The organism is Chryseobacterium sp. C3 (assembly GCF_014218905.1).
Lineage (GTDB): Bacteria > Bacteroidota > Bacteroidia > Flavobacteriales > Weeksellaceae > Chryseobacterium > Chryseobacterium mucoviscidosis.
Genome location: NZ_JACLCU010000017.1, coordinates 15702 through 16835, shown reverse-complemented (window position 1 = coordinate 16835; position 1134 = coordinate 15702). Strand labels below are relative to the sequence as shown.

The following is a 1134-nucleotide window of genomic DNA, read 5'->3' as shown; positions in this document are numbered from 1 at the left end:
CTCAGCGGGTTTAAAGACTGGAAGCAGAAATCTCATGCAGAAGATTGGATTATTTATCCCGAAAACTGTTCTCACCGTCTATCGTTAGATGAAGTGGCTCTCTCTGACGGAGAACTCTACACCGTGCTTACCTCCAAGACTGCACGAGGCAGGAAAGGAAGTCTTGTTGCCATGATCAAAGGAACAAAAAGTGAGGAAGTAACCGACAGGCTTTTGAAAATCAGCAGAAAAATAAGACAGAAAGTAAAAGAAATTACTCTGGATATGGCGGGTTCTATGAAGTTTATCGCGAAACAATGTTTTCCTAATGCCATGCAGGTGGTCGATAGATTTCATGTCCAGAAACTCGCTGCAGAAGCTGTTCAGGAGCTCAGAATTCAGTATCGGTGGGAAGCCATTGATTTGGAAAATGAAATTATAAAACAATCCAGAGACAAGAAAGTAAAACCCGACATTCATATTTTTGAAAACGGAGATACCCGAAAACAACTTCTGGCAAGAAGCCGGTATTTACTTTACAAAAGCAGGGAAAAATGGACAGAAAATCAAAGTAAACGAGTAAAGATCCTGTTTAGAGAATATCCCGATTTAGAAAAAATCTACCATTTATCGGATAGTTTAAGAAAAATATACAATCAAAATATAACAAAATCCGTTGCCATGTTGAAGTTGGCTCATTGGTTTAAGGATGTTGAAGAGTCAGGTTTTAAATCATTTTCTACACTAAAGAACACCATTATAAATCATTACAACGATATTCTCAATTATTTTCAAGCAAGAAGCACCAATGCTGCTGCGGAATCTTTTAATGCGAAAATTAAAAACTTCAGACTACAACTTCGAGGGGTAAAAGACAGAACTTTCTTCCTATTCAGATTAACTAAACTTTTTGCATAGTCCCCAAGTTTTGAGATTGATCCAGATTAACTAAACTTTTTGCATAGTCCCCAAGTTTTGCGCTTGATCCTTTTTGCATAGCCCCCCAAGTTTTGGCTATGATCCGAAATTACTCTGAAAATATAAAATAAAAAAGTCTCCTAAAATTTAGAAGACTTTTTGCGATCCGGACGGGACTCGAACCCGCGACCTCCGCCGTGACAGGGCGGCATTCTAACCAGCTGAACTACCGGATCA

Annotated in this window: 1 protein-coding gene and 1 tRNA gene; one reads left to right on the top strand and one right to left on the bottom strand. The window is 38.7% G+C overall.

The window, feature by feature from the left end; genetic code table 11:
- A partial coding sequence (locus H6W53_RS21255; protein ID WP_185209593.1) for a transposase occupies positions 1-897 on the top strand: 897 nt, incomplete at its 5' end.
- A gap of 162 nt (positions 898-1059) precedes the next feature.
- Here the strand turns inward: H6W53_RS21255 and H6W53_RS21250 are convergent.
- A tRNA-Asp gene (locus tag H6W53_RS21250) sits at positions 1060-1133 on the bottom strand.
- Between the last annotated feature and the right edge of the window lies 1 nt (position 1134).